At 61.3% G+C, this 24,913-nt stretch carries 26 protein-coding genes and 1 riboswitch; of the genes, 16 read left to right on the top strand and 10 right to left on the bottom strand.

Going from position 1 to position 24,913, the window contains the following annotated elements:
* Positions 1-37 precede the first annotated feature (37 nt).
* On the bottom strand, positions 38-1,024 hold the full coding sequence (locus OSW16_RS22965; protein WP_012316253.1) for an NAD(P)/FAD-dependent oxidoreductase: 987 nt from the start codon (positions 1,022-1,024) through the stop codon (positions 38-40).
* Between the two features lie 186 nt (positions 1,025-1,210).
* Here OSW16_RS22965 and OSW16_RS22960 point away from each other — a divergent pair, with 186 nt between their 5' ends.
* Entirely contained in the window at positions 1,211-2,116 is a 906-nt protein-coding gene (locus OSW16_RS22960) for a TIGR01777 family oxidoreductase (protein WP_241806329.1), read from the top strand.
* A gap of 13 nt (positions 2,117-2,129) precedes the next feature.
* Positions 2,130-3,143, top strand: a complete 1,014-nt coding sequence (gene hemH / locus OSW16_RS22955) for a ferrochelatase (protein ID WP_241806330.1) — start codon at positions 2,130-2,132, stop codon at positions 3,141-3,143.
* Between the two features lie 46 nt (positions 3,144-3,189).
* Here hemH and OSW16_RS22950 read toward each other — a convergent pair whose 3' ends face one another.
* Together OSW16_RS22950 and upp are read right to left on the bottom strand one after the other, a co-directional pair.
* Positions 3,190-4,455: a uracil-xanthine permease family protein gene (locus OSW16_RS22950; RefSeq protein ID WP_241806331.1), complete on the bottom strand. Its 1,266-nt coding sequence runs from the start codon at positions 4,453-4,455 to the stop codon at positions 3,190-3,192.
* 2 nt (positions 4,456-4,457) lie between these two features.
* Positions 4,458-5,096 carry a uracil phosphoribosyltransferase gene (upp, locus tag OSW16_RS22945; protein ID WP_011532223.1) on the bottom strand — a complete coding sequence of 213 codons (639 nt, stop codon included), beginning with the start codon at positions 5,094-5,096 and terminating at the stop codon, positions 4,458-4,460.
* Positions 5,097-5,255: 159 nt separating this feature from the next.
* On the opposite strand from upp, the gene OSW16_RS22940 reads away from it, so the two are divergent.
* The 4 genes from OSW16_RS22940 (at position 5,256) to OSW16_RS22925 (ending at position 7,172) form a co-directional block, all read left to right on the top strand.
* A complete protein-coding gene (locus OSW16_RS22940) occupies positions 5,256-5,813 on the top strand; it encodes a hypoxanthine-guanine phosphoribosyltransferase (RefSeq protein ID WP_012316248.1) in 558 nt (185 codons plus the stop codon).
* Between the two features lie 2 nt (positions 5,814-5,815).
* Positions 5,816-6,289 carry a WbuC family cupin fold metalloprotein gene (locus tag OSW16_RS22935; RefSeq protein WP_267818739.1) on the top strand — a complete coding sequence of 158 codons (474 nt, stop codon included), beginning with the start codon at positions 5,816-5,818 and terminating at the stop codon, positions 6,287-6,289.
* A 53-nt stretch (positions 6,290-6,342) separates the two neighbouring features.
* Entirely contained in the window at positions 6,343-6,813 is a 471-nt protein-coding gene (locus OSW16_RS22930) for a hypothetical protein (protein WP_267818737.1), read from the top strand.
* A gap of 68 nt (positions 6,814-6,881) precedes the next feature.
* Positions 6,882-7,172 (top strand): PA4642 family protein, encoded by a 291-nt coding sequence (locus OSW16_RS22925; RefSeq protein ID WP_267818735.1) that lies wholly within the window; start codon positions 6,882-6,884, stop codon positions 7,170-7,172.
* Between the two features lie 447 nt (positions 7,173-7,619).
* On the opposite strand, the gene mqo is transcribed toward OSW16_RS22925, so the two are convergent.
* Both mqo and OSW16_RS22915 read right to left on the bottom strand, forming a co-directional pair.
* Positions 7,620-9,125 (bottom strand): malate dehydrogenase (quinone), encoded by a 1,506-nt coding sequence (gene mqo / locus OSW16_RS22920; RefSeq protein WP_267818733.1) that lies wholly within the window; start codon positions 9,123-9,125, stop codon positions 7,620-7,622.
* A gap of 604 nt (positions 9,126-9,729) precedes the next feature.
* Complete coding sequence (locus OSW16_RS22915; RefSeq protein ID WP_267818731.1) at positions 9,730-9,963, bottom strand: hypothetical protein; 234 nt, start codon at positions 9,961-9,963, stop codon at positions 9,730-9,732.
* A 192-nt stretch (positions 9,964-10,155) separates the two neighbouring features.
* Here OSW16_RS22915 and OSW16_RS22910 point away from each other — a divergent pair, with 192 nt between their 5' ends.
* Positions 10,156-10,740 carry a YajG family lipoprotein gene (locus OSW16_RS22910; RefSeq protein ID WP_241806337.1) on the top strand — a complete coding sequence of 195 codons (585 nt, stop codon included), beginning with the start codon at positions 10,156-10,158 and terminating at the stop codon, positions 10,738-10,740.
* A gap of 72 nt (positions 10,741-10,812) precedes the next feature.
* Here the strand turns inward: OSW16_RS22910 and OSW16_RS22905 are convergent, their stop codons facing one another.
* The gene (locus OSW16_RS22905; protein ID WP_267818729.1) at positions 10,813-11,019 is read right to left on the bottom strand and encodes a hypothetical protein; all 207 of its coding nucleotides are present in this window, start codon (positions 11,017-11,019) and stop codon (positions 10,813-10,815) included.
* Between the two features lie 160 nt (positions 11,020-11,179).
* Here OSW16_RS22905 and OSW16_RS22900 point away from each other — a divergent pair, with 160 nt between their 5' ends.
* Positions 11,180-11,440, top strand: coding sequence for a hypothetical protein (locus OSW16_RS22900; RefSeq protein ID WP_267818727.1), 261 nt, complete (start codon positions 11,180-11,182; stop codon positions 11,438-11,440).
* Positions 11,441-11,471: 31 nt separating this feature from the next.
* On the opposite strand, the gene OSW16_RS22895 is transcribed toward OSW16_RS22900, so the two are convergent.
* Positions 11,472-12,641 carry a 1-acyl-sn-glycerol-3-phosphate acyltransferase gene (locus tag OSW16_RS22895; protein ID WP_241806340.1) on the bottom strand — a complete coding sequence of 390 codons (1,170 nt, stop codon included), beginning with the start codon at positions 12,639-12,641 and terminating at the stop codon, positions 11,472-11,474.
* Positions 12,642-12,763: 122 nt separating this feature from the next.
* Between OSW16_RS22895 and OSW16_RS22890 the strand changes: the two genes are divergently transcribed.
* From OSW16_RS22890 to OSW16_RS22870, 5 genes are all read left to right on the top strand, one after another.
* Entirely contained in the window at positions 12,764-12,949 is a 186-nt protein-coding gene (locus OSW16_RS22890) for a CPXCG motif-containing cysteine-rich protein (protein ID WP_012316238.1), read from the top strand.
* Entirely contained in the window at positions 12,949-13,209 is a 261-nt protein-coding gene (locus OSW16_RS22885; RefSeq protein WP_115273872.1) for a putative signal transducing protein, read from the top strand. The genes OSW16_RS22890 and OSW16_RS22885 overlap by 1 nt, the downstream gene beginning before the upstream one ends.
* 15 nt (positions 13,210-13,224) lie before the next feature.
* Positions 13,225-13,845 (top strand): SOS response-associated peptidase, encoded by a 621-nt coding sequence (locus tag OSW16_RS22880; RefSeq protein WP_267818721.1) that lies wholly within the window; start codon positions 13,225-13,227, stop codon positions 13,843-13,845.
* Positions 13,846-13,953: 108 nt separating this feature from the next.
* Positions 13,954-15,288: a M60 family metallopeptidase gene (locus tag OSW16_RS22875; protein ID WP_267818719.1), complete on the top strand. Its 1,335-nt coding sequence runs from the start codon at positions 13,954-13,956 to the stop codon at positions 15,286-15,288.
* 200 nt (positions 15,289-15,488) lie between these two features.
* Positions 15,489-16,304, top strand: a complete 816-nt coding sequence (locus OSW16_RS22870) for a M48 family metallopeptidase (protein WP_267818717.1) — start codon at positions 15,489-15,491, stop codon at positions 16,302-16,304.
* A 121-nt stretch (positions 16,305-16,425) separates the two neighbouring features.
* Here the strand turns inward: OSW16_RS22870 and OSW16_RS22865 are convergent, their stop codons facing one another.
* The 3 genes from OSW16_RS22865 to OSW16_RS22855 form a co-directional block, all read right to left on the bottom strand.
* Positions 16,426-17,010: a TMEM165/GDT1 family protein gene (locus OSW16_RS22865; RefSeq protein WP_267824099.1), complete on the bottom strand. Its 585-nt coding sequence runs from the start codon at positions 17,008-17,010 to the stop codon at positions 16,426-16,428.
* A 91-nt stretch (positions 17,011-17,101) separates the two neighbouring features.
* Positions 17,102-17,221: riboswitch (yybP-ykoY riboswitch) on the bottom strand.
* Positions 17,222-17,263: 42 nt separating this feature from the next.
* Positions 17,264-18,259, bottom strand: a complete 996-nt coding sequence (locus OSW16_RS22860) for a class I SAM-dependent methyltransferase (protein ID WP_267818715.1) — start codon at positions 18,257-18,259, stop codon at positions 17,264-17,266.
* 53 nt (positions 18,260-18,312) lie between these two features.
* Entirely contained in the window at positions 18,313-19,278 is a 966-nt protein-coding gene (locus tag OSW16_RS22855) for a 2-hydroxyacid dehydrogenase (RefSeq protein ID WP_241806344.1), read from the bottom strand.
* Positions 19,279-19,439: 161 nt separating this feature from the next.
* Between OSW16_RS22855 and OSW16_RS22850 the strand changes: the two genes are divergently transcribed.
* The 3 genes from OSW16_RS22850 (at position 19,440) to OSW16_RS22840 (ending at position 24,730) form a co-directional block, all read left to right on the top strand.
* Positions 19,440-21,122 (top strand): fatty acid--CoA ligase, encoded by a 1,683-nt coding sequence (locus OSW16_RS22850; protein WP_241806345.1) that lies wholly within the window; start codon positions 19,440-19,442, stop codon positions 21,120-21,122.
* Positions 21,123-21,453: 331 nt separating this feature from the next.
* Positions 21,454-23,340, top strand: coding sequence for a DUF1302 domain-containing protein (locus OSW16_RS22845; protein WP_241806346.1), 1,887 nt, complete (start codon positions 21,454-21,456; stop codon positions 23,338-23,340).
* 25 nt (positions 23,341-23,365) lie between these two features.
* Complete coding sequence (locus tag OSW16_RS22840) at positions 23,366-24,730, top strand: DUF1329 domain-containing protein (protein ID WP_267818712.1); 1,365 nt, start codon at positions 23,366-23,368, stop codon at positions 24,728-24,730.
* The last annotated feature ends 183 nt before the right edge of the window (positions 24,731-24,913 follow it).

The following is a 24,913-nucleotide window of genomic DNA, read 5'->3' as shown; positions in this document are numbered from 1 at the left end:
TGCAAACTAGTATTTTTGTATAGTTTTGCAGTTTTGCTTATTCGAGATGCTCCAGCAGGCGTCGGGCCGCCTCCTGACCGCTGAGCCAGGCGCCTTCCACGCGGCCAGACAAGCACCAGTCGCCGCAGGCATAGAGCCCTTGGTCGGCATCGGCCAGCGCGCCCCATTCGTGACTGCCGGCGGGCCGCGCATACAGCCAGCGATGCGCCACGGAGAAGGACGGTGCGGGCACCACGCAGCCGACCAGTTCGGCGAATTCGCCCCAAAGCTGTTCGATCACTTCTTCCTTGGCCAGGTCGATGTGCTGCTTGCTCCACGTGGAGGTGGCATGCAGTACCCAGGTATCGAGCTGCTCATCGCGGCCTGGCTTGCTACGGTTGCGGGCCAACCAGTCGAGCGGGTTGTCCTGTACGAAGCAGCCCTGCATCGGGGTGTCCAGCGGTGTCTGAAAAGCCAGGGCAACGGCCCATGTGGGCTCCATCACCACGCCCGCTGCCACAGCGGCCAGTTTGGGGGTCGCGGCCAGCAGCGGCGTGGCTTGCGGCGCGGGGACGGCAATCACAACGCGGCTGAACGGGCCATGGCTGCAGCCTTCGGTGTCCTGAAGGTGCCAGTACTGCTTGCCGCGGAACACTTCGGCGATGCGGCAACCGAAGTTGACCGTGACGTCCTTTAGCATGCCGCGGGTGATCGCGCTCATGCGCGGCACGCCGACCCAGCGCGTCTGTTCGTCGGGGGAGGGCGTCAGTTCACCGTCACGGTAGTTGTACAGCTGCGGCTTCCACTGTTCGGCCCAGCCGGCGGCCACCCATTGCTGCACTTGCTCGACGAAGCGCCGGTCGCGCGCGGTGAAGTACTGGGCACCCAGATCGAGCGCTCCGGCCTCGCTGCGTTTGCTGGCCATGCGCCCGCCACTGCCGTGGCCTTTGTCGAACAGGTGAACGGATTGCCCGGCCTTCTGCAGGGCCTGGGCAGCGGAAAGGCCGGCGATACCGGCACCGATGATGGCAATAGGTACTGTCATGATGGCCTCTTCGAACCTTGCTGTAAGCAGACTACGCTGTCAGGCAAACCTGTACAATGCTTAAAATCTGTATAAGGTTATACCGCTTCTTAGGGCAGGTTGGCCTATGTTTATCTGAGAGCGTTGGGTTAAAAAAGTGCCTTGCTGTAAAAATAGACCATCGCCGCACTCTGTGAGGACACAGCCATGCATATATTGCTGACAGGCGGCACTGGCTTGATCGGCCAGCATCTTTGCCCGTTCTGGCTCGCCCAAGGTCATCGCCTGACCGTGTGGAGCCGGCGCCCCGACCAGGTTGCGCGCCTGTGTGGCAGCGGGGTGCGAGGGGTTGCCCGGCTGGAAGAGCTGGCCGCAGACGAGCCCGTGGACGCCGTGATCAACCTGGCCGGCGCACCGATTGCCGACCGGCCCTGGACTGCGTCACGGCGCAATGTGCTATGGGCCAGCCGTATCAGCCTTACCGAGCAATTGCTGGCCTGGCTTGAGACCCGCGAGCAACGTCCCGAAGTGCTGATTTCTGGTTCGGCGGTGGGCTGGTATGGCGATGGCGGTGAGCGAGAATTGACCGAGGCTTCGCCGCCGGTACGCGAGGATTTCGCCAGCCAACTGTGCATCGCGTGGGAAGAAACCGCGCAGCGTGCGCAGGCCCTTGGGCTGCGCGTGGTGTTGGTGCGCACGGGGCTGGTGCTGGCCAGCGATGGGGGCTTCCTGTCGCGCCTGCGCCTGCCGTTCAAGCTGGGGCTGGGCGGCCCATTGGGCAATGGCCGGCAGTGGATGCCTTGGGTGCATATAGACGACCAGGTTGCCCTGATAGATTTTCTGTTACGGCACAAGGACACCAGCGGTCCTTATAATGCCTGCGCGCCAGAGCCTGTGCGTAACCGCGAATTCGCCCGGCGCCTGGGGCGTGCGCTGCACCGGCCGGCGCTGTTGCCGGTACCCGGTCTGCTGCTGAAGGCGGGCCTGGGCGAGCTGTCGACGCTGTTGCTTGGTGGCCAGCGGGCACGGCCTGTGCGTTTGCTGGCCGCAGGCTTCACCTTCCGTTTCAACGATCTGCAATCGGCCTTGGACAACCTGTCCAAGCGCCTCTGACATAGGACGCTGCATGACCGATCACGCGCTGTTGCTGGTCAACCTGGGTTCTCCGGCTTCCACATCGGTAGCCGATGTGCGCCGCTACCTCAATCAGTTCCTGATGGACCCCTACGTAGTCGACCTGCCATGGCCGTTGCGGCGCTTGCTGGTGTCGCTGATCCTGATCAAGCGCCCGGAGCAGTCTGCCCACGCCTATGCCTCGATCTGGTGGGATGAGGGCTCGCCCCTGGTGGTGTTGACGCGTCGGCTGCAGGCCGCGATGGTCGAGCACTGGCCCCACGGCCCGGTGGAAATCGCCATGCGTTATGGCGAGCCGGCACTGCCGCAGGTGCTCGAGCGCCTTGCCGCTCAAGGTGTGCGCACCGTGACGCTGGCGCCGCTTTACCCACAATTCGCTGACAGTACGGTGACTACGGTGGTGGCGCAGGCCAACCAGACTGTCGCCGAACGCGCCTTGCCTTTGCAATTGCGTGTGCTGCAACCGTTCTACGACCACCCTGAATACATCGATGCCCTGGTGGCCAGCGCCCGGCCTTATCTTGAACAGGACTATGACCACCTGTTGCTGAGTTTCCATGGTTTGCCGGAGCGGCACCTGAAGAAGCTCATGCCTGGCAGCAAGCATGATCTGCGGGCAGCGGATTGCTGCAAGGACGCCAGCGCCGAAGTGCGCGCGGTGTGCTACCGCGGGCAATGCCTGGCGTCGGCCAAGGCGTTCGCCACCAGGATGGGTATCCCGGACGGCAAGTGGTCTGTCTCGTTCCAGTCGCGGTTAGGGCGGGACAAGTGGATCGAACCCTATACCGAGACGCGTCTGGATGAGCTGGCCAAGGCCGGTGCCAAAAAGCTGCTGGTGATGTGCCCTGCATTCGTGGCCGATTGCATCGAGACGCTGGAGGAGATTGGCGATCGCGGCAAGGAGCAGTTCATCGAGGCGGGGGGCGAAGAGTTGGTCCTGGTGCCGTGCCTGAATGATCACCCGGAGTGGGTGAGGGTGCTGGCGCAGATGTGTGAAAAGGCGTGAATGAAAAAGGGCCGCTTAGCGGCCCTTTAGCGACGCGAGGCCGCTTCTACACATCCAGCTTCTCTTTCTTCCAGCCATCGTTGCCCGGCAGGATCAGGTTCAGGGCAATGGCCACGATAGCGCACAGGGCGATGCCCTTCAGGCCCCAATCATCTGGGCCGTCGCCGCTGCCGATCAGCACGCCGCCGATACCGAATACCAGGGTCACCGACACGATCACCAGGTTGCGTGCTTCGCCCAGGTCGATCTTGTGGCGGATCATGGTGTTCATGCCCACCGCTGCGATCGAGCCGAACAGCAGGCAGAGGATGCCGCCCATCACCGGCACCGGGATGCTTTGCAACAACGCGCCGAACTTGCCGATGAAGGCCAGGGTGATGGCAAAGATCGCCGCCCAGGTCATGATCTTCGGGTTGTAGTTCTTGGTCAGCATCACGGCGCCGGTCACTTCGGCATACGTGGTATTGGGTGGGCCGCCGAACAGGCCTGCTGCCGTGGTGGCCAGGCCGTCACCGAGCAGGGTGCGGTGCAGGCCAGGCTTCTTCAGGTAGTCGCGGCCGGTCACGCTGCCGACTGCGATCACGCCGCCGATGTGCTCGATCGCCGGGGCCAGGGCTACCGGTACGATGAACAGGATGGCCTGCCAGTTGAACGCTGGTGCGGTGAAGTTGGGGATCTCAAGCCAAGGCGCGGCGGCAATCTTGGCGGTGTCGACCACGCCAAAGGCGAACGCCAGGGCAAACCCTACCAGTACCCCGGAGATGATCGGCACCAGGCGGAAGATGCCTTTGCCGAACACCGCCACGATCAGGGTGGTGAGCAACGCCGGCATTGAAATCAGCATGGCGGTCTTGTACGGCATGAGTACCGCGCCGTCACCGCCCTTGCCCATTGCCATGTTGGCCGCGATCGGTGCCATGGCCAGGCCGATGGAGATGATCACCGGGCCGATCACCACGGGTGGCAGCATGCGGTCAATGAAGCCGGTGCCCTTGATCTTCACCATCAGGCCCATGAAGGTGTACACGAAACCTGCGGCCATCACGCCGCCCATGGTCTCGGCCAGGCCGAACTGGCCTTTGGCAAGGATGATGGGCGTGATGAAGGCAAAGCTCGAGGCCAGGAATACCGGGACCTGACGGCCGGTGACCAGCTGGAACAGCAGGGTGCCGATACCCGCGGTGAACAGCGCGACGTTAGGGTCCAGGCCGGTGATCAGCGGCATCAGCACCAGCGCGCCAAATGCCACGAAGAGCATCTGCGCGCCCGAAACGACCTGGCGCCAGAGCGGGTCGTTGAAGCCGTCCTGCATGGTCAGGCGTCCTTCTGCTTGGTGCCGAAGATCTTGTCACCGGCGTCGCCCAGGCCCGGCACGATGTAGCCGTGTTCGTTGAGGCGCTGGTCGATCGAGGCGGTGTAGATCTGCACATCCGGGTGGGCTTTTTCCACCACTTCGATACCTTCTGGGGCTGCGACCAGCACCATGGCGCGGATTTCCTTGCAGCCGGCTTTTTTCAGCAGGTCGATGGTGGCGACCATCGAACCACCGGTGGCGAGCATCGGGTCGATGATCAGCGCCAGGCGCTGGTTGATGTCCGGCGCCAGCTTTTCCAGGTAGGTGTGTGCTTCGAGCGTCTCCTCGTTGCGGGCGACACCCACGGCACTGACCTTGGCGCCCGGGATCAGGCTGAGCACGCCATCAAGCATGCCGATGCCGGCGCGCAGGATCGGTACCACGGTGATCTTCTTGCCGGCGATTTTTTCAACTTGCACCTTGCCACACCAGCCATCGATCTCGTAGGTTTCCAGTGGCAGGTCCTGAGTGGCTTCGTAGGTCAGTAGCGCGCCGACTTCCTGGGCGAGTTCGCGAAAGTTCTTGGTGCTGATGTCGGCACGGCGCATCAGGCCGAGCTTATGGCGGATCAGCGGGTGGCGGATCTCACGAGTGGGCATAGGGGGGCTCCGAAAGGCGGGCAAAAAAACCGCGCTAGATTAATCTATTCAGCCTTTGCTGTCGTGCAGTCCTTTTGCACGTTAGTCCATAAATGCTTGATCTGTGACGAGCGGATGCGTACCTTTGCCCGCTTTTCCAAAATCCCCCTGGAGAGCGCAATGTCCGCTGATCTCGAGCACATCCGTCAAGTCATGCGCGAGGCAGACTGCCTGTACAACGAAGCCGAAGTCGAAGCGGCCATTGCCAAGGTTGGCGAGCAGATCTGCAAAGACCTGCACGACAAGAACCCGGTGGTGTTCTGTGTCATGAACGGAGGCCTGATCTTCGCTGGCAAGCTGCTGACCCACCTGCAGTTCCCGCTGGAGGCCTCGTACCTGCATGCCACGCGTTATCGCAACCAGACCAGTGGTGGTGAGCTGTTCTGGAAGGCTAAGCCTGAGGTGTCGTTCATCGATCGTGACGTGTTGATCGTCGACGATATCCTCGACGAGGGTCACACCCTCAGCGCCATCATCGAGTTCTGCAAGCATGCCGGCGCCCGCTCGGTGCACACTGCGGTGCTGATCGACAAAGACCATGACCGCAAGGCCAGCCCGGATCTGAAGGCCAGCTATGTGGGCCTGCCGTGCATCGATCGCTACATCTTCGGTTATGGCATGGACTATAAAGGTTACTGGCGTAACGCGAACGGCATCTTCGCCGTCAAGGGACTGTGATCATGAGCCAGCCTGCTTTCATCGACCAAGCGTTGTTTGCCGGGCTGGCGCAAAAAGCCGCCGAGGCACCGCGTGGACGCTACCATCACAACTTCCATGACATGCAGGACCCCTGTCACCGTTTGGCAGTGGGCTTGCAGCCGTCCACCTACATCGCGCCTCACCGGCACCTGAGCGAGGACAAGGCCGAGACCTTGTTGGCGCTCAAAGGCCGCTTGGGGCTGCTGATGTTCGATGAGCAGGGTGCCGTCATCGACAAGCGCGTGCTCGAGGCCGGTGGCGACTGCCTTGGCGTGGACCTGCGCCCGGGCATCTTCCATTCTTTGGTGGTGCTCGAGGCAGACAGCATCCTGTTCGAATGCAAGGCGGGCCCGTACCGGCCGTTAGTCGACGGCGAGCATGCCCCTTGGGCGCCGCGTGAAGGCGAAGAGGGTGTTGCCCAGTATCACGCCTGGATGCTCGCGCAGTTCGATTGACAGCCCCTGTCGTTGCGCGTGCTAGAGTGCGCCTTCATGCCAAGGAGCCTCACATGCGTGCGATTGTTCCCCTGTTGCTGGCGGTCAGCCTGCCTCTTGCCGCCGCACCGCTGCACAGCCAGTTTCTCTCGCCCGATGACCAGGCCCTGCGCCAGGAAGCGCCGACCGGCCAGCAACTGTTGCAGGTCACCGACTACTCGGTAGTGGTTGGGGCGCAGCGCCAATCTGACCAACAGCCCATTCCGATCACAGCCTCCTTGCAGATGCGCCTCAAAGGCAAGCCGCTGAGTAAAGGAGCGACCCTCAGCCAGGTGTTGCTCACCTTCGAGGGCGAGGCGGGCAAGAGCCTGAAAAAGCCGGTGTATGACGACAAGACCCGTACGTTGAGCCTGAATTATCCGGTCAGCGACTACCGAGTGGTGATGGACCTGCTGCGCAACGAGACGGTGTATGTACAGTTTCTGACCTACCCCAACGGCCATGTCTGGGCCGACTTGCACACGGGTACCGTACGTACGCGTTGAGACGTGCTGCGTGTGGGGGGTAAACTGCCGGCCTTCGAAAATTCGTGATGGTCCAGTTGGAGCCGGCAATGCGCAAAGACAAGAAGCAGGTGATTGGTGACGAAATCAGCGACGACTATATCAAGTCGTTCCTTCAGTTTGAGCCTGCGGATGGTGTGACCTCACCTGCTCAGCACAAGCTGATCAAGGCTTACCGCGGTTTGCGTGTCGACGATTTCGAGCGTTTCGTAGGGTTCTTCGTTGAAGCCGGGTTGGACCTGGATGGCAAAGACGAACAAGGCAAGACCTTCGTCGAAGTGATCGCCGATCAGCGCAATGCGGCTGAGTACATCGAGATCATCGAAAAAGCCCGGGGCTGACGGATCCCCAGGCACAAAAAACGCCCCAGCGGCGATGCCATACAGTTAGTGTGATCAGGGCTGCTACGCAGCCCATCGCCGGCAAGCCGGCTCCCACAATGACCGCGCAGTTCTCGAGCCTTGCGCTGTACCCGTGGGAACAACTGTCTTGCTCAACTTCAAAAGCTGGCGCGATCCCTGTGGGAGCCGGCTTGCCGGCGATGGGCCGCAAAGCGGCCCTGGATCACCTAGCTCACAGGCATAACCCCAAGGGGCGTTTTCGTTTCAGCCTGTTCAGGCGTAATGCCCCCAGGGACAGCGCACTTTTTGAGCAACAACTGTCTTGCTCAACTTCAAAAGCTGGCGCGATCCCTGTGGGAGCCGGCTTGCCGGCGATGGGCCGCAAAGCGGCCCTGGATCACCTAACTGACAGGCACACCCCCAAGGGGCGTTTTCGTCTCAGCCGGTTCAGGCGTAATGCTTGGCCGGGCTGTTCTCTACCAGGTCCAGCGCCTCATCATTCTCGGCACTGATCTTGTGGTACAGGGCTGCATCGGTGGCCAAGGTCTTCTCGCGAGCCGGGAAGATTTCCTTGAGCTTGGCGGCCCAGGCGCCCTTGGTCTGCTCGGGGAAGCAGCGTTCGATCAGCTCAAGCATGATCGACACCGTCACCGATGCGCCAGGGGACGCGCCGAGCAGCGCTGCCAGGCTGCCGTCCTGTGCCGACACCAACTCGGTACCGAACTGCAGGATGCCGCCTTTTTTCGGATCCTTCTTGATGATCTGCACGCGCTGGCCAGCCACTTCCAGGCGCCAGTCTTCGGCCTTGGCCTGCGGGTAGAAGCGGCGCAGCGACTCGAGGCGCTGTTCCATCGACTGCATCACTTCGCTGACCAGGTACTTGGTCAGGTCCATGTTGTCGCGGGCAACGGCCAGCATAGGGCCAATGTTGCCCATGCGCACCGACAGTGGCAGGTCCATCAACGAGCCGTGCTTGAGGAACTTGGTAGTGAAGCCGGCATAGGGGCCGAACAGCAGCGATGTCTTGCCGTCCACCACGCGGGTGTCCAGGTGCGGCACCGACATCGGCGGCGCGCCAACGGCGGCCTGGCTGTAGACCTTGGCCTGGTGCTGCTTGACGATTTCCGGGTTGTCGCAACGCAGCCACTGGCCGCTCACCGGGAAGCCGCCGAAGCCTTTGCCTTCCGGGATGCCCGACAGTTGCAGTAGCGGCAGTGCCGCGCCGCCGGCGCCGAGGAACACGAAGCGGGCGTCCACTTCACGGCTGCCGCCGCTGTTGACGTCCTTGATGCTGACGGTCCAGCCCGCGCCATTACGGCGCAGGCCAACGACCTTCTTGCTGTACTTGACCTGCGCGTTCTGCGAGTCGCCCAGCAGCTTGAGCAGCTTGTTGGTCAGTGCGCCGAAGTTGACGTCGGTACCTTTGGTCACGCGGGTGGCGGCGATATGCTGGTCGGCCGGGCGGCCTGGCATCATCAGCGGCATCCATTCATTCATCACCGCCTTGTCTTCGGTGTATTCCATCTCGGCGAAGGCGTGGTGCTGCTTGAGCAGCTCGAAACGCTTCTTGAGGAAGGCAACACCTTTGTCACCTTCGACGTAGCTCAGGTGCGGGACAGGGTTGATGAAGGCACGGGCCGGGCCGAAATTGCCTTTTTTGCTCAGGTAAGCCCAGAACTGGCGCGATACCTCGAACTGGGTGTTGATGTGCACGGCCTTCTTGATGTCGATGCTGCCATCGGCGGCCTGGGGCGTGTAGTTCAGCTCGCACAGGCCGGCATGGCCGGTGCCTGCGTTGTTCCAGGGGTTGGAGCTTTCCGCGGCCCCGGAGTCCATCGCCTCGACGACCTCAAGCTTCAGGGTCGGGTCGAGCTCCTTGAGCAGTACGGCCAGGGTGGCACTCATGATGCCCGCGCCTACCAGTACTACATCAACCGATTCGTTCTGCGCCATTTAACGCGTCTCCACAATCTACAGCTACCTAATTGACAGCATAGGACCCCAGGGGTGCCAGGATCGCCATGTCCGACTTTTCGCAGTTCTTGCAACTTCCGCGGACACCGCCAAATCAGTCTTCGGGTTCGTCTATTGAACGCCGTTTGCCCCAGGTGCGGCAATTCGACTTATGGTCAAGGTGTCGTGCGTGCGTTATGGAACGGATTCAGACACCCATGTGAAATGAGCGTATCAGCCGCCTGTTCAGGGCCGTTCGGGACACATCTGTCGCTATTGCACATGCCAGACTGTTCATTTGCTCGCCACACTCTCGTGAAGTTGTGAAAACCGTTTTTTTCACGCTCTTTTGGAGACGTGAACCTCAAAAGGGGACTGCGCGATGGCAACCCACAGGTTCATGCAGTGCGAAGGGCCGGAAAAGCAGGCACGACAGCCGATGCAAGACCTGAGTGGAAGGCTCTCTGTGGGCGAAGCGGTGAAGGTGCCGGGGTCAAACGGCAAATGCGGGGCCCGATCAGGAGACGTCCTTATAATCGGGGGGAGATTATAACGATGTCGCGGGCAGAAAGGTCGTTATTCGTGCTTTTTATTGCAGCGTTTGTCAGGCGGGCAGGGTGCGCCGCTGCCAATGGCGGCTTGCATGGGCGCAAACCCGGGCGTTGGCGGGCAGCGGGCGGCCCAGCCAGGCAAGCTGGATTTCCGTGACCTGCACCCAGCCGCTGTTGCCGGGTGGCTGGCTGCATTGCTTGAACCCCAGGCAGATGCCGTCGCCATCGAGGCGGGCATAGGTCGTGTGGCGCGAGCGTTGCAAGAGCAGGGTCCAGAGCGAGGCCATGGTGTTGAGTCCTGTGTGGTAGGGCTTGTGGCGAGGATAACCGCCGGACCATGAACCGCGTGTGACAGGCGCGCCTGGTATCAAGCGGCAAGCCACAACAAGGCGCCCGCGGGCTTTTACTTCTAGCTTGCCGCTTGTAGCTTGCCGCTAGGTATACTGTGAGCCTTCGCCGCATTTTCTGGAGAAACACGCATGTTGCAACGTCTGTTGTTCGGTTTGCTTGCCGTGGCCAGCCTGAGCCTGGTGGGTTGTGCCCACAGCCCGCAACAACTCAGCCCGCAACCCAAGCTCAACGCCCAGCTCGCCCCGGTCGGCCACGGCCAGCCGGTGGTGGTCAAGGTAGTGGACGGCCGGGCTTCGCAGTCCCTGGGTACTCGTGGTGGCATGTACCCCGAGACCAGCACTATCAGTGTCAGTGGCAATGACATCGTGCCCAAAGTGCAGGCCCAGGCCGAGGCCGCCGTACGCCTGTTGGGCTTTACCCCCACGGCCAACGCCGGCAATGCGCCGCAGCTGACCGTGACCCTGGCCGAGTTGAAGTACCAGTCGCCCAAGGACAACCTGTACGTGACCGAAGCCACCATCGGCGCCACCTTCCGCGCCGATGTGTCGAACGCCAACCGCCGTTACAGCGGCCGCTATGGCGCCTCGTTGGACCAGCGCTTCGGCATGGCGCCCAACCAGGAAACCAACACCAAGCTGGTGAGTGACGTGCTGAGCGATGCGTTGACCCGCCTGTTCAAGGACCCGACCATCGGTCAGGTGCTGGGCGAATAAGCTTTTCGCTGGAGCGAGAAAAAACCGCTGCCTGTTTGCCAGGCAGCGGTTTTTTTTGCTCGTGCACAGGCCTCAGGCCGCGTCGAAATGGAAGTCCAGCACGCTTACGCCCGTCAGCAGGTCCACCTCTGGCAAATGCTCATGCGCATGCCCGCCCAGTGCGCAATACACCAGCCACTGGCGGTCCTGGACATTGATGGCGAAACCATCGATCAACGCCTGCTGTTCATCGCTCTGGGCAACGAGATAGAGGCGATCCTGGTTTTCGGCGTGCAGCATGAACAAGCTCCGGCTCGGGAAAAGGCCGACAGGGTGGCCTGCCCTTATGACGAGCGTGTGACAGATGAAATTTAGTGACACTTTGTCGCCAATTTCGGGCGTCGGGGCCGGCCTTCGGTAGAATGCCGGCCTTCGCTGACGTTCTGACCGAGGTTGCGTGATGTCCTTGCAAGTGCTCTGGGGGGTTCTGGCCGCCCATCCGACCAAGCTGATCAATCTGCTGGCGCTGTTGATGACCTGCCCGGGCGGATTGCTGCTGCACAGTGCACGGCGTCGCCAGGCCATCACCCGCGAGAGCCTGGCAGCGGACGAAGGCCTGGTGGATGCGTTCGAGCAGCGGGTGCCGCGCTATTACTACATTCTCGGCTTTTCCTGCCTGGCGATGGCCTTGCTGCTGTCCTGGTTCAGTACCTGGATCTGAACCCTGCGGGGCCGCCAAGCGGCCCCTGTGATCAGGCAACCGGTGCCTGTTGCCTGACCTGATACTGGTTGCGCACCGGGGTGGCGTATTGCAACACCAGGTATGGCCGCTGCTCCTGCGGGCAGGCGTCCAGGCGGCGTTGCCATTCTTCCTTGGCTTTTGCCAGCTCCTCTGCGGGGAACACCTTCTCGGCGCTCGGCACCTGCAGTGCCTCATCCTTTTCGTCCCACATTGCATAGGCCAGGTAGTGCACCGGGAACAACCGGTAGCCACCCAGGATCTGCCGGTCGATCTCCTGCGCCAGCTGTTTGGTGTCCTCGTAGAACGCGGTTACCGGCGGGGCGAAGTTGATATGGACACGGCCCTTGTAGCCGGTGATGCCTTTGGCAATGCTGTTGTCGTCTTCACCCGGCGCTTTCTGGTAGGTACCGGTGGTCGCACGGATATACAGCTCGCGCGCCTTGGCCTGGTCGCAAGGGTCGTACTCGTAGCTGATGGACACCGGGGTGAGGTTGAGGCCCTGGATCACTGCACCGAAAGGCTCGTCCTTGCGGCTCATGTGGAACATCTTGAGGATGGCCGAGTCGGTACGGTCATCACCATCCTTGGCACGGCCTTCGGCCTGGGCGATCCAGATCGAGGTACCGTCGTTGCGGATCGAATGGTTGATGTAGGCCGAGAGCAACTGGTAGGCCGCGAGCTTTTCACGCCGGCCGCTGAGCGAGCGGTGGACGATGAAACTCTTGTTCAGGCGCATCATGTCGCTGACGAATGGCTTTTGCAGCAAGTTGTCGCCAATGGCGATGCGTGGCGTCGGCAGGCCGGCGTGGTACACCGCGTAGTTGACGAAGGCCGGATCCATGACGATGTCACGGTGGTTGGCCAGGAACAGATAGGCGGTACCGGATTTGAGTTGCTCGACGCCTGTGTACGTGACCCCGTCGGTAGCGCGCTCGATGGTGTGGTCGACGTAGTATTCGACCTTGTCCTGCAACGTGGACACGCAGGTGACCCCGGCGAACTCCTTGCGCAGGCGGCGGGCGATCAGCGGCTTGAGCAGCCAGCCGAATGCCCCGGCTGCGCGCGGGAAGCGGAAGTGGGTGAGGATATCGAGGAATGCCGGGTCGCTGAGCAGGCGTGCCAGCACGGCAGGGACCTCAGCATCGTCGTACGGTCGGATGGCATCGAATTCGCCCATCATGCTCTCTTGTTGGAAACGGCTAGGGTAATAAGGTAGGGGTGGGGCCCGAAAAACGGCTCGGACACACGCAGGCCCTGTAAACAGACCGGCAATTATACGCATAAGTCACTGCGGAGGCCGCGATGCTGGAAACCGACTTCTACGATTGCCCTTATTGCGGCGAGCGCGTGGAAACCACCGTGGACATCTCCGGTGGCGACCAGATGTATACCGAAGACTGCCAGGTATGTTGTCAGCCGGTGGTTTTCATCCTGCAGGTGCACGGCGACGAATGGATGCTTGAAGTCAGACGCGAGGACGATGCCTGATGCGGCGGATCTACGAACCAGAAACGTTGCTGGAAGCAGAAATGCTCGCTGGCATGCTGGCCAGCGAGGGCATCGAGGTGCACCTGATAGGCCGTGACCTGATGGGCGGTGTGGGCGAGTTGCCGATGCAAGGCTTGCTCGGGCTTGCGGTGGCCGACGAGCAGGCCGGGTACGCACGGCAGCTGATCGATGCGTACAATGGTGCCCAGCCGCTTGTCGGCGACGAACCGGAGAGCTATCCCGGTACCTTGATCTGCTAGGTTCTGAATTCGCCCATGTGTGGACGCTATGCCCTGTTTCGCTGGCCCCAGGCGCTTGCCAGCCTGCCAGGCTTTCCTGCCGGCCAGCCGGCGCAATGGAATATCGCGCCCGGCGCTTCGGTGCTGATCCAGCGCCAGGTCGACGGCCAGATGCAAATGGCCAAGGCACGCTGGGGCCTGACCCCGGCCTGGCTCACTGACCTCTCACGCACCCCCGCGCATGCCCGGGCCGAAACCTTGGCCGAGCAGCCCATGTTTCGCGAAGCGTTGCGTCTGCGGCGCTGCCTGATGCCCGCCAACGGCTTTTACGAATGGCGTGGCACGGCACGCAAGCGCCCTTACTGGCTGACGCCGGGGGAGGGCGCGTCGTTGTGGTTCGCGGCCATATGGGAGGCTTATCCGGTCCAGGACCAGGTGTGGTTGAGCTGTGCGGTAGTGACCCAGGCGGCGATGAACCAGCGTCGGCCGCTGATCCTGGATGAGGCGGGGCAGGCTGCTTGGCTGGACCCTGACACGCCGCTGGCGCGTTTGCATGAGCTGCTCGCCAGCCCACCAGCCACGCTACGGGAACGTGCGCTGGCGAATTTCGTCAATGACCCGAAGCTGGACGCGCCGGAGTGTTTGACACCGGTATGACTGTAGTTGGCTATCAATAACGCCTGTCATTTATGCTAGTTGACCACCTCTAGGTCCCGCCATAACGTTGTTCGTACCTAATTGGTGCAACCGTTTAAAGGGGCCATTATGAAAAATAACCCGTTGCCAGGCGAGGAGCAATCTGCGGTTTCGACTGCACTCACGAATTTCAAAGTTCTACCTTCGGCCGATACAGATAGAAGGGTGTATGGGCGCTGGTTTCGTTACGCTGACTTTCAGCCAACGGGCATCTTCATTGAACCCGGAGGTTATGTCATGTATCACTTCTCGATGCCGCCCAGGGCAAACGTCAAAATGCATTTCATGGTCGGAACTCCCGGCTTCAATACACAAGGCGCGGAGACTGAAGATCCTCGTACCTATGAAGTGCTCGAATCCCCCGGGATGATAAGCGACCCGGAAGGAGGGTTGCTGTGGTTGCGGGTAATACCTGACGAGCTCGCCCCGGCTGCCGAGGAGGTAACGTGCAATTTTGAATGCGTCGCTCTTTCGCATCGAGTACCTGTATTTATACAAGGTGAAACCTCCGCTGGTCAGTGGGGCCAGATGCTTGAGGCGGCCAGAGCAAAAGGACGAGCGCCAGTGCAGCTCATCAGTGATAAAGTCGTTCTAACCGCGTGGTGGGAGACGGCCTATGAATTTAAGGATTACGACCCCTCGAAAGTATTAGATGAATACAAAGAAATTCTGAGAGTTGAAAATGAAATTGGCGCAATTGGTGAGGGTGCGGATCAAGCCCGGCCAAGTCCGCTGCGCATATTGGTCTCGGAGAAAGAAAGTGGTAATCCTAACGCGACTCACTTTCGAATAAGCCTACCGCAATACGGCAGTTCGTTATTGACGCCCGAGGGTGTGCGCGGCGAATGGGGCGTCTGGCATGAGTTGGGTCATATGCAGCAACAAATTGCTTGGAGCGCTAATGCGTTGACGGAAAATTCTGTCAATATATTTTCTCTTGCGGTTGAGCGCTCACAAGATAAACCCTCTAGCGCCGTGCGTTATGACAGCGAGGCTCATGCCTTCTTAAACAATACTGATCCGAACAAAAAGTTTGAAGATAATGGCCCCTACGTCTGTCTTGTCATGTGGGAACAGCTGCGCATAGCTTACGGTGACGCCTTCTTTCATAGGCTCCACCGCGAAACCCGTGCGAATGGCAACAGTGACTCCGGCCAGGGTGATGCTCAATATCGCCATTACTTTATGGTCACCACCGCACTGGCTGCGCAGCACGACCTCACGCGATTCTTCATTCGCTGGGGTTGGCACCCCACTCAGCGCACGCTAGATGCTATTCGAGATTTGCGGCTGCCTTCACCTGACCCCGACCCCTCTACCATCCACCTGAGAGCCAACACACAGATTGATGCGGGCGCGCAATTTTCCAGTTGCACGGCACATACGGGAGGTGACGATCATTGACAGTCGGGGATGGCAATTGACAGGGAAGCATGGCCATTCAGTACGCCGGTCAAATGCCGGCGTGCTGCAGTGTGTGAAAGCCCAAAGGTGGCGTGAGTGCGAGCGCAGGTGTAACGGATGTCAAGAATCTTCCCTGCGGCTCTGGTAGCGCATGGGCGACTCGGCCTAGGATATCCCGCATGTAAAAAGGGAGTGTTTTCATGCGTAAGTCTTTTGTCGTCAGCCTGTTGAGTGCTGGCATCCTGCTGGCTGGCTGCCAGGCGGTCAATACCACCAGCGGGGGTGCTGTGGGCGTTGAGCGCAAGCAGTACATGTTCAGCATGCTCTCGACCGATGAGGTCAACCAGATGTACGCCCAGTCGTACCAGCAGACCCTCGGCGAAGCGTCGAGCAAGGGCGTGCTGGACAAGACCAGCGCTGATGCCAAGCGCGTGCAGGCGATTGCCGACCGGCTGATCGCTCAGGCGCCGAAATTCCGTCCTGATGCCGCGCAGTGGCAGTGGGAGGTCAATGTGATCAAGAGCGATGAGCTCAACGCCAACTGCGGCCCTGGCGGCAAGATCATCGTCTACACCGGTCTGATCGACCAGCTCAAGCTCACCGATGCCGAGATTGCCGCCGTGGTTGGCCATGAAATCGCGCATGCCTTGCGTGAGCACAGCCGCGAAGCGATGTCCAAGGCTTATGGCGTGGAAATGGCCCGCCAGGGTGCAGGTGCGTTGTTTGGCCTTGGCCAGAACAGTATTGCGCTGGCAGACCAGGTGGTGAACTACGCGATGACCCTGCCCAACAGCCGTGCCAATGAAAACGAAGCTGACCTGATCGGCCTGGAGCTGTCGGCGCGTGCCGGCTACGACCCGAATGCCGCGATCACCTTGTGGAACAAGATGAGCAAGGCGTCCGAAGGCGCGCCGCCTGAGTTCATGAGCACTCACCCGGCGTCCGAGAGCCGGATAGCCTCGTTGCAGGCAGCGATTCCCAAAGTCATGCCTCTGTACCAGGCCGCCAAGAAGTAACAGCAGCTGCAAGCTGCAAGCTGCAAGCTACAAGCTACAAGCTACAAGCTACAAGCAAGAGCAGTACGCGTATGTCTGCCTCTCTCGTACAGCTTGCAGCTTGCAGCTTAAAGCTTGCAGCTCAGGCCCCCACCCAGCCGCTGGCTTTCATGGCCGAGTAGACTGCGACGATTGCCAGCACGATGAAGGCGGTCGCGGCGAGGCGGCGAATCAGCGTCAGCGGCAGCTTTTCTGCGGCAAAATTGCCCGCAAGGACTACCGGTACATTCGCAATCAGCATGCCCAGCGTGGTACCGATGATGACCATGATCAGGTGCGGGTACTGAGCTGCCAGCATCACCGTCGCAACCTGGGTCTTGTCACCGATCTCGGCCAGGAAGAATGCGATCAGCGTGGTCAGGAACGGGCCGAAACGTCGCGCAGGGTTTTCATCATCATCCATCTTGTCCGGCACCAGTGTCCACAGGGCCGTCGCAGTGAAGCTCGCAGCCAGTATCCAGTGCAGCGCTGTCTCGCTGAAGAACCCGCTGACCCAGGCACCCACTGCACCTGCTGCGGCATGGTTGGCCAGGGTGGCGGCGATGATGCCGGCGATGATCGGCCACGGCTTGCGGAAACGGGCAGCGAGAATGAGCGCGAGCAGCTGCGTCTTGTCGCCAATTTCGGCTAACGCGACGATCGCGGTGGGTACGAGAAGAGATTCCAGCATCAGGATTCCTGTGGGGGCGGGTCGACACGGCTATGACACGTACAGCCTCCCCGCCCCGGGTAAGGTGTGCGTGTCATAGGTCTTGTCAAACCCCGGATCCGTCTGCGCAGATCGTGGGTCGCACGCGCCATGGCCTGTGGGCCAAGTGTGTTGACGCGTGCCGGGCAAGCAGGTTGCTTGCGGGAGACTACTCCCCTAGGACGGTGCGGATTCTGCCTAGGCGAAACGGTTTGGGCAAGCCCTGTTTTTGTCAGCGTGTTGCCTGATAGATGCGAAAGCCGTCTGCCTCGGCGCAGGTCCGGCAGTTGCCCAGAGCGCCTTCGATCAGCGGCTGATAACGCAGGAAACTATTGGCAACCAAGCGCATTTCGCCGCCTTTTCGCAGATGTTGCCCTGATTTTTTCAGCAGGTTTTCCGAAGCCTGGTAGTTGGTATGCACACCGGTATGGAACGGCGGGTTGCTCAGGATCAGGCTCAAGTCGCCGGGCGCAGCATTGATACCGTCGCCACTGATGACTTCACCTTCCAGCTGATTGGCCGCCAGTGTCAGGCGACTGGCGGCCACGGCGAAGGCGTCCACGTCCAGCATCGTGACCCGGCTCTGGGGGTAACGGCGTTTGACCGTGGCGCCGAGTACGCCGGCACCACAACCGAAGTCCAGTACATGGCCCACGGGCAGGTTATCCAAGTGTTTGAGCAGCAACGCCGTGCCGCGGTCCAGACGGCCGTGGCTGAACACCCCAGGCAGGCTGACCACTTGCAGGGGGCCGTCCTCCAGCTCGAGCGTAAAGCGTTCGGCCAGGCTTTCCAGGGGCTTGGCTTCGGGCGCGTTGTCCACGGTGACCTGCCACAGCTGGCAATGCCGGGCACTGTCGAGCTTGCGTGGTTTGCCCAAGGCTTGCAGAACCTTGGCCGCGCCTTCGATGCCGCCGCGTTTTTCGCCCACCAGATAGAGTTCGCCACCGCCCAGGCGTGATGCCAGTGCGTTAACCAAGTAGGCCGCCAGTTCGCGCGACTTGGGCAGGTACAGCACTGCCGCCTCGAAGGGGACCGGCGGCACGTCGACGCCGTAATGGCTGCGCCCGGCAAAGCGGGCGTCGAGCATGGCCTGATCGCCCGCATGCCACGTCCAGGCCTGAGCCTGCGGCAACTGGCCGAGCAGGTCATCGGCGGGGGCGCCGGCAATCAGCAGCCGACCCTGGAACAGCTCCGCCTGGCGGAGCAAAACTTCACTGCGCGGGTCCATGGACGACGCCTCCTGAAAAAAGTGGCGCAGTGTAGCAGAGCCTGCCCTTGCGCTCAGCTGACCACGCGGCGTGGCTGGCCGGCAAAGAATGCCTGGGTGTTCTCGCTGAGCTGGCCGACGATGCGCTGGCGCGACTCCACCGCGCCCCAGGCGCTATGCGGTGTGATCAGCAGGCGTGGGATGTCGCTGGCCAACAGCGGGTTGCCGTTGACCGGTGGCTCGACGCTCAGTACATCGGTGGCAGCGCCGCCCAGATGGCCGCGACGCAGGGTTTCAGCCAGGGCGTGCTCGTCGATCAGGCCGCCGCGGGCAGTATTGACCACCAGCGCGCCGGGCTTGAGCAAGGCCAGCTCACGTGCACCGATCATATGCCGGGTGTGTTCGTTGAGAGGGCAGTGCAGGGTCAGGGCATCGACTTGCGGCAGCAATTCATCCAGCGGCAGGCGGTCGTCCCGCGCCGGGCGCCCGGGGATCTGCCCGCTCAACACGCGCATGCCAAAGGCTTGCGCCAGCCGCGCGACGGCGCCACCGAGTTCACCATGGCCGAGCAGGCCCAGGGTTTTGCCTTCCAGTTCCACGATCGGGAAGTCCAGCAGGCAGAACTGGCTGGCCTTGGCCCATTGCCCCTCGGCCACCGCCCGGTTGTAGTCGCACAGGCGCGTGGCCAACGCCAGCAGCAGGGCCAGGGTGTGCTGTGCCACCGAGGGTGTGCCGTAGCCCTGGCAGTTGCAGACCGTGATGCCCTGGGCGCGGGCGGCAGCCAGGTCGACGTTGTTGGTGCCGGTGGCGGCGACCAGGATCAGCTTGAGCTGTGGGTTGGCAGCCAGGGCGTTGGCGTCGAGCATGACCTTGTTGCTGATCACTGCAACGGCGCCCTGCAGGCGCTCGGCTACCTGATCCGGGCGGGTGGCGTCGTACAGTTCGAAGGCGTCGAACTGGCTCTGCAGCGGTGACAGGTCGAGGTCACCAAGGTCCAGGGATTTATGGTCGAGAAACACGGCGCGACGCGGGCTGGGCATAGGTACGGCTCCAGTGGCAGGGCAAGGGTTGGTCCATCGACCGCACAATGCCACTCATACCTCGCGCAGCCAAATCATTCCTTCGGCTGATTTGACCGTCACATTGACGAACTACAGTAGGTAGCAGACTTGTCCGGCCAGCTTTTCAAGAAGGGATAACCATGCTGCAGACCCGCATCATCAAGCCCGCCGAGGGCGCCTACAGCTTTCCTCTGCTGATCAAACGCCTGCTGATGTCCGGCAGCCGCTATGAAAAGACCCGCGAAATCGTCTATCGCGACCAGTTGCGGCTGACTTATCCACAGCTCAACGAACGTATCGCCCGCCTGGCCAACGTGCTGACCGAAGCCGGGGTCAAGGCCGGTGACACCGTGGCGGTGATGGATTGGGACAGCCACCGTTATCTGGAATGCATGTTCGCCATCCCGATGATCGGCGCGGTGGTGCACACCATCAACGTGCGCCTGTCGCCTGAGCAGATCCTCTACACCATGAACCACGCCGAGGACCGCTTCGTGCTGGTCAACAGCGATTTTGTCGGCCTTTACCAGTCCATTGCCGGGCAGTTGACCACGGTCGACAAGACCCTGCTGCTGACCGATGGCCCGGACAAGACCGCCGAGTTGCCGAACCTGGTGGGCGAGTACGAGCAGTTGCTCGCTGCGGCCAGCGCGCAGTACGACTTCCCGGACTTCGACGAGAACTCGGTCGCCACCACGTTCTACACCACCGGCACCACAGGTAACCCCAAGGGCGTTTACTTCACCCATCGCCAGTTGGTGCTGCACACCTTGGCCGAGGCTTCGGTGACCGGCAGTATCGACAGCGTCCGCCTGCTTGGCAGCAATGATGTGTACATGCCCATCACCCCGATGTTTCACGTGCATGCCTGGGGTATCCCGTATGCGGCCACCATGCTCGGCATGAAGCAGGTGTACCCGGGCCGCTACGAGCCCGACATGCTGATCAAGCTGTGGCGGGACGAAAAGGTCACCTTCTCGCACTGCGTACCCACCATCCTGCAGATGTTGCTCAATTGCCCGAGCTCCCAGGGCCAGCACTTCGGCGGCTGGAAGATCATCATCGGTGGCAGCGCGCTCAACCGCTCGCTTTATCAGGCGGCGCTGGCCCGGGGCATTCAGCTGACTGCAGCCTATGGCATGTCCGAGACCTGCCCGCTGATTTCTGCCGCGCACCTGAACGATGAGCTGCAGGCCGGCAGCGAAGACGAACGCGTGACCTACCGCATCAAGGCCGGTGTGCCGGTGCCACTGGTGGAGGCAGCGATCGTCGATGGCGATGGCAATTTCCTCCCGGCAGATGGCGAGACTCAAGGCGAGCTGGTGTTGCGTGCCCCGTGGTTGACCATGGGCTATTTCAAGGAACCGCAGAAAAGTGAGGAGCTGTGGCAGGGTGGCTGGCTGCACACCGGTGACGTCGCCACGCTCGACGGCATGGGTTACATAGATATCCGCGACCGCATCAAAGACGTTATCAAGACCGGGGGCGAATGGATTTCCTCTCTGGACCTCGAGGACCTGATCAGCCGCCATCCTGATGTGCGTGAAGTTGCCGTGGTTGGGGTCGCCGACCCGCAGTGGGGTGAGCGCCCGTTCGCCCTGCTGGTGGTGCGTGACGGCCAGATGGTCGATGCCAAGGCGTTGAAGGAGCACCTCAAGCCGTTTGTGGAACAAGGGCACATCAACAAGTGGGCGATTCCCTGCCAGATCGCCGTTGTTACAGAAATTCCCAAGACCAGTGTCGGGAAACTCGACAAGAAGCGCATCCGCCAGGACATCGTCCAATGGCAGGCAAGTAACAGCGCCTTCCTTTCCACGCTGTAGCCGCATGGCGGGTCGTGTGCCCCGCGACACGACCCGCAGGCCAGAGCGGCTGGCACCTTGCCATTCAGTAAAAATCGGCCATGCTTGAGCACTGCCGGTGCGCAACCTGGTTACACGCCAGGGCGAATTGGCCAAGGGAATGCAAATCACACTTTAGAGGGATCAAGCACCTTGGTCGGCTGGCTATAGTCGGGGCCAGGGGATTTTCAGGAATGGGGGAGGGCGACACGCGCAACACGTGTCGTCACGGGCGCAAGCCCGAACACCGGTCGCACGGGCCGTTCTTGAAAGGACTCACTGCCATAACAAAAAAGTACATGGAGTAGCGTCGATGACATCTGCATACCCGTTCTGGCGTCGGGCCAAGCTGCCTTTGGCCGTCAGCCTTGCTTCCACGCTCGCAAGCCCTGCTTTCGCGGTCAGTTTCAACATCGGGGAAATCGAAGGCCAGTTCGACTCGTCGCTCTCTGTCGGGGCCAGCTGGTCGACCGCCAACCCGAACAGCAACCTGATCGGGGTCAATAACGGCGGCAAAGGCCTTTCGCAAACCTCTGACGATGGTCACCTCAATTTCAAGAAAGGCGAAACCTTCTCGAAGATCTTCAAAGGCATCCATGATCTTGAGCTGAAGTACGGTGACACCGGCATCTTCGTGCGGGGCAAGTACTGGTACGACTTCGAACTCAAGGACGAGAACCGCGAGTTCAAGGACATCAGTGACTCCAACCGCAAGGAGGGCGCCAAGTCCTCCGGTTCCCAGCTGCTCGATGCCTTTGTCTACCACAACTACTCGATCGGTGATCAGCCCGGCTCGGTGCGTCTGGGCAAGCAGGTGGTGAGCTGGGGTGAAAGCACGTTCATCGGCGGTGGTATCAACTCGATCAACCCGATCGACGTGTCCGCCTTCCGCCGCCCTGGTGCGGAGATCAAGGAAGGCCTGATCCCGGTCAACATGTTCTACATCTCGCAGAGCCTGACCGACAACCTTTCGGCCGAAGCCTTCTACCAGATCGAGTGGGACCAGACCGTCGTAGATAACTGCGGTACCTTCTTCTCGCAGCCCGACATCATTGCTGATGGCTGCACCGACAACCTGCGCGTGCTCAACAGCAGCCGCACAGTGCCTGCAGCCGCCCGGCAGTTTCTTGCCACCCGTGGCGTGAACATTAACGAGGAAGGGGTGATGGTGGCCCGTGGCGCCGACCGCGACGCCCGCGACAGCGGCCAGTTCGGTGTCGCCCTACGCTACATGTTCGATCCGCTGGACACCGAGTTCGGTGCCTACTTCATGAACTATCACAGTCGGGCGCCCATTTTCAGTGCAACCGGTGCATCGCCATCGGTGTTCGCAGGCCTGAGCGCGCTGCCAGCGCAGCTGCGTGCCCTGGCACCGCTGATCGTGGCGGGTAACTCCCAGTACTTCGTCGAGTACCCTGAAGACATCCGCCTGTATGGCCTGAGCTTCTCCACCACGCTGCCCACCGGTACCGCATGGAGTGGTGAGATCAGCTACCGCCCGAATGCGCCAGTGCAGCTGAACACTACCGATATCCTGTTCGCTGGGGTGCGTCCAATAGGTGGCGCGTTGAGCAACGCCTCGCTGCTCACTGGCACGCCAGGGCAAGACCTGAACGGTTACCGCCGCAAAGAAATCACTCAGTTCCAGACCACCCTGACGCACTTCTTTGACCAGGTGATGGGTGCCAGCCGCATGACGGTGGTCGGCGAACTGGGGGTCACCCATGTCGGTGGCCTGGAAAACGCGCGCGAAACCCGCTACGGCCGTGATCCTGTGTTCGGCCCTGGTCCACTGCCAGCCACGGGTGGCGCCGACACCTGCCAGGCGCTCAATGCTAGCACCATCGCTGGCGCCGGTGCTGGTGCCTCGACCGCCAACCTGAACCGCAAGTGCGAAAACGACGGCTATACCACCAGCACTTCTTGGGGTTACCGCGCCCGGGTCATCTGGGATTACAACGACGTGTTTGCCGGGGTCAACCTCAAGCCCAACGTGGCCTGGTCGCATGACGTATCCGGTTATTCGCCCGGCCCTGGTGGCAACTTCGAGGAAGGTCGCAAGGCCGTCAGCCTGGGCCTGGATGCCGAATACCAGAACACCTACACCGCGAGCCTGTCGTACACCAATTTCTTCGACGGCAAGTACAGCACCGTGGATGATCGCGACTTCGTCGCCCTCAGCTTCGGCGTGAACTTCTAAGCACACAGATCCAGGACGACACGACATGAACAAGACCAGAAGTCTGCTGCAAGCCGGTGTACTGGGCCTGTCCCTGCTGGCAACCAGCGTCATGGCTGCGGTTTCCGCCGATGAAGCGGCAAAGCTGGGCAGCACCCTGACCCCGATGGGCGCGGAAAAGGCCGGTAACGCCGACGGTTCCATCGGCCCGTGGCAGCCGCTGTCAAAGACTGCAGGCAGCGTCGATGCCAAGGGTTTCCTTTCCGACCCCTATGCCAGCGACAAGCCGCTGTTCACCATCACCGCGCAGAACGTTGACCAGTACAAGGACAAGCTGTCGCCAGGCCAGGTGGCAATGTTCAAGCGCTACCCGGAAACCTTCAAGATCCCGGTGTACAAGACCCACCGCGGTTCCACGGTACCTGACGATGTGTTCGCCGCCATCAAGAAGAATGCCACTGCGACCACGCTGGTCGAAGGCGGCAACGGCCTGAACGACTTCCAGACCGCCGTGCCATTCCCGATTCCCAAGAGTGGCATCGAGGTTATCTGGAACCACATCACCCGCTACCGTGGCGGCAGCGTCAGCCGTTTGGTAACCCAGGCCACGCCGCAGCAGAACGGCTCCTACAGCCTGGTGTACTTCGCCGACCAGTTCGTCTTTCGCGACAAGATGAAGGACTTCGATCCGAACAACCCGGGCAACGTCCTTTTCTACTTCAAGCAGGAGGTGACCGCACCGGCACGCCTGGCCGGTACCGTGCTGCTGGTGCACGAAACCCTCGACCAGGTGAAAGAGCCACGCAAGGCCTGGATCTACAACGCCGGCCAGCGTCGCGTGCGCCAGGCACCGCAGGTGTCGTATGACGGGCCAGGTACCGCAGCCGACGGCCTGCGTACCTCGGACAACCTGGACATGTACAACGGTGCGCCAGACCGCTACGACTGGAAGCTTGAAGGCAAGAAGGAGATGTACATCGCCTCCAACGCTTACAAGCTCGACGATCCGAAGCTCAAGTACGCCGACATCCTCAAGGCCGGTCACATCAATCAGGACCTGACCCGTTACGAGCTGCGCCGGGTCTGGCATGTGGTCGCGACGCTCAAGCCGGGCCAGCGCCACATCTATGCCAAGCGCGACTTCTATATCGACGAGGACACCTGGCAGGCAGCGGTGATCGACCAGTATGACGGCCGCGGCCAGCTGTGGCGGGTTTCCGAGGCGCACGCCCAGGATTACTACAACGTGCAGGTACCGTGGTACACCCTGGAGGCCATCTACGACCTGCAATCGGGCCGTTACCTGGCCTTGGGCATGAAGAACGAGGAGAAGCGCGCCTACGACTTCGGCTTCAGCGCCAGCAAGGCAGATTTCCAGCCAGCTGCGCTGCGCCAGTCGGGTATTCGCTGACCCGCTAGTGTTTCACCCCTTGTGATACTCCCAGAACGCCCCGGCTTGCCGGGGCGTTTCTGTTACGGCCCCGCCATTGAGTCGCCGGCGCAGTCATAAAGCGGGTGAATATCTCGCTAAACCGGGCGCCAGCCCTCTGTCAATCAGCCCCGTCTTTTTTTGTCGTAGTCTTTTACGGGCCAT

Source organism: Pseudomonas putida, assembly GCF_026625125.1.
Classification (GTDB): domain Bacteria; phylum Pseudomonadota; class Gammaproteobacteria; order Pseudomonadales; family Pseudomonadaceae; genus Aquipseudomonas; species Aquipseudomonas putida_X.
The sequence above is the reverse complement of the archived record's forward strand: the minus strand, read 5'-3'. Positions and strand labels throughout refer to the sequence as shown.

What these genes read in the sequence shown, in the direction of transcription:
- OSW16_RS22965 (WP_012316253.1), bottom strand. Translation starts at nt 1,024, where the DNA reads ATGACAGTACCTATTGCCATCATCGGTGCCGGTATCGCCGGCCTTTCC.
- OSW16_RS22960 (WP_241806329.1), top strand. Translation starts at nt 1,211, where the DNA reads ATGCATATATTGCTGACAGGCGGCACTGGCTTGATCGGCCAGCATCTT.
- hemH (WP_241806330.1), top strand. Translation starts at nt 2,130, where the DNA reads ATGACCGATCACGCGCTGTTGCTGGTCAACCTGGGTTCTCCGGCTTCC.
- OSW16_RS22950 (WP_241806331.1), bottom strand. Translation starts at nt 4,455, where the DNA reads ATGCAGGACGGCTTCAACGACCCGCTCTGGCGCCAGGTCGTTTCGGGC.
- upp (WP_011532223.1), bottom strand. Translation starts at nt 5,096, where the DNA reads ATGCCCACTCGTGAGATCCGCCACCCGCTGATCCGCCATAAGCTCGGC.
- OSW16_RS22940 (WP_012316248.1), top strand. Translation starts at nt 5,256, where the DNA reads ATGTCCGCTGATCTCGAGCACATCCGTCAAGTCATGCGCGAGGCAGAC.
- OSW16_RS22935 (WP_267818739.1), top strand. Translation starts at nt 5,816, where the DNA reads ATGAGCCAGCCTGCTTTCATCGACCAAGCGTTGTTTGCCGGGCTGGCG.
- OSW16_RS22930 (WP_267818737.1), top strand. Translation starts at nt 6,343, where the DNA reads ATGCGTGCGATTGTTCCCCTGTTGCTGGCGGTCAGCCTGCCTCTTGCC.
- OSW16_RS22925 (WP_267818735.1), top strand. Translation starts at nt 6,882, where the DNA reads ATGCGCAAAGACAAGAAGCAGGTGATTGGTGACGAAATCAGCGACGAC.
- mqo (WP_267818733.1), bottom strand. Translation starts at nt 9,125, where the DNA reads ATGGCGCAGAACGAATCGGTTGATGTAGTACTGGTAGGCGCGGGCATC.
- OSW16_RS22915 (WP_267818731.1), bottom strand. Translation starts at nt 9,963, where the DNA reads ATGGCCTCGCTCTGGACCCTGCTCTTGCAACGCTCGCGCCACACGACC.
- OSW16_RS22910 (WP_241806337.1), top strand. Translation starts at nt 10,156, where the DNA reads ATGTTGCAACGTCTGTTGTTCGGTTTGCTTGCCGTGGCCAGCCTGAGC.
- OSW16_RS22905 (WP_267818729.1), bottom strand. Translation starts at nt 11,019, where the DNA reads ATGCTGCACGCCGAAAACCAGGATCGCCTCTATCTCGTTGCCCAGAGC.
- OSW16_RS22900 (WP_267818727.1), top strand. Translation starts at nt 11,180, where the DNA reads ATGTCCTTGCAAGTGCTCTGGGGGGTTCTGGCCGCCCATCCGACCAAG.
- OSW16_RS22895 (WP_241806340.1), bottom strand. Translation starts at nt 12,641, where the DNA reads ATGATGGGCGAATTCGATGCCATCCGACCGTACGACGATGCTGAGGTC.
- OSW16_RS22890 (WP_012316238.1), top strand. Translation starts at nt 12,764, where the DNA reads ATGCTGGAAACCGACTTCTACGATTGCCCTTATTGCGGCGAGCGCGTG.
- OSW16_RS22885 (WP_115273872.1), top strand. Translation starts at nt 12,949, where the DNA reads ATGCGGCGGATCTACGAACCAGAAACGTTGCTGGAAGCAGAAATGCTC.
- OSW16_RS22880 (WP_267818721.1), top strand. Translation starts at nt 13,225, where the DNA reads ATGTGTGGACGCTATGCCCTGTTTCGCTGGCCCCAGGCGCTTGCCAGC.
- OSW16_RS22875 (WP_267818719.1), top strand. Translation starts at nt 13,954, where the DNA reads ATGAAAAATAACCCGTTGCCAGGCGAGGAGCAATCTGCGGTTTCGACT.
- OSW16_RS22870 (WP_267818717.1), top strand. Translation starts at nt 15,489, where the DNA reads ATGCGTAAGTCTTTTGTCGTCAGCCTGTTGAGTGCTGGCATCCTGCTG.
- OSW16_RS22860 (WP_267818715.1), bottom strand. Translation starts at nt 18,259, where the DNA reads ATGGACCCGCGCAGTGAAGTTTTGCTCCGCCAGGCGGAGCTGTTCCAG.
- OSW16_RS22855 (WP_241806344.1), bottom strand. Translation starts at nt 19,278, where the DNA reads ATGCCCAGCCCGCGTCGCGCCGTGTTTCTCGACCATAAATCCCTGGAC.
- OSW16_RS22850 (WP_241806345.1), top strand. Translation starts at nt 19,440, where the DNA reads ATGCTGCAGACCCGCATCATCAAGCCCGCCGAGGGCGCCTACAGCTTT.
- OSW16_RS22845 (WP_241806346.1), top strand. Translation starts at nt 21,454, where the DNA reads ATGACATCTGCATACCCGTTCTGGCGTCGGGCCAAGCTGCCTTTGGCC.
- OSW16_RS22840 (WP_267818712.1), top strand. Translation starts at nt 23,366, where the DNA reads ATGAACAAGACCAGAAGTCTGCTGCAAGCCGGTGTACTGGGCCTGTCC.